The 930-nt window shown below is 55.5% G+C and carries 1 protein-coding gene; it reads left to right on the top strand.

From position 1 onward, the window contains the following. Window positions 1–930, top strand: a 930-nt coding sequence (locus tag ACFQ0N_RS38205; RefSeq protein WP_379335732.1) for an IS4 family transposase, incomplete at both ends; no start/stop codon positions are given.

Raw genomic sequence — 930 nt, 5'->3', positions numbered from 1 at the left:
CGAGCTCACCGAAGAAAACGTCATGGACTGCTATCGACAGGAAACGCTGCGGCAGATGAAACAAACCGGGGAGACCGTGTTTCTGTGCATACAGGACACGACCGGGATCAGCTACGCCAAACGCGAGAAAACGCCTGGGCTTGGGGAATACAACGACTCGCATGCCAAGGGTCTACTCGCTCATACCGCGCTGCTTACGACCACGTCGGGGCTGCCGCTCGGGTTGCTGCATCAAAAAATTTGGGCGCGTTTTCCCCAGCCGAAACAGCGTAAAGTCAGCCGTCCCTACGAGGAAAAAGAAAACTTCAAATGGACCGAAGCGGCCCGAGCCAGCGCCGCTGCAGTGCCCGCAAACCTGAAGCTCATTCATGTCGGAGACCGGGAAGCCGATTTCTTCGAGTTTCTACATCTGCTGCAAGAAGAGGGTCAGTCCTATGTGGTTCGTTCGATGCAAAACCGGATCACCGAAGAGGAGGAAACTCGCCTGTGGGACAAGGTGCGGGCGCAGCCCTCAGCCGGTGAAATTCGTGTTGCGATTCCCCGGGATACGCGTCGGGGCGTGCCTGCGCGGGAAACGACACTGGCCATTCGTTTTGTGACCGATACCGTGCAAGTCCCAGCTCATTTGAAACAAAAAGGCGCGGGCTACCCGCCTCTTTCGTGTACCCTGATCCACGTGAAGGAAGTGACGCCCCTTGCGGGCCAGGAGCCAATTGAATGGTTTTTGGTGACCAATGTCCCCACCGCGAATGCAGATGAGGCAGCCGAAAAAGTGGAGTGGTACGTGCAGCGCTGGAAAATTGAACGGTTCCACTACATCTTGAAAAGTGGCTGCGAAGTCGAGAAGCTGCAAGAGAAGCATGCCGACCGGCTGAAAAAACTCATCCTGTTTTACTCGATTATTGCCGTGCAAATCCAGCAGTTGACGTA

The organism is Paenibacillus sp. GCM10027626, from assembly GCF_042676285.1.
Taxonomy (GTDB): Bacteria; Bacillota; Bacilli; order Paenibacillales; family Paenibacillaceae; genus Paenibacillus_Z.
This window is presented reverse-complemented; position numbering and strand designations above follow the sequence as displayed.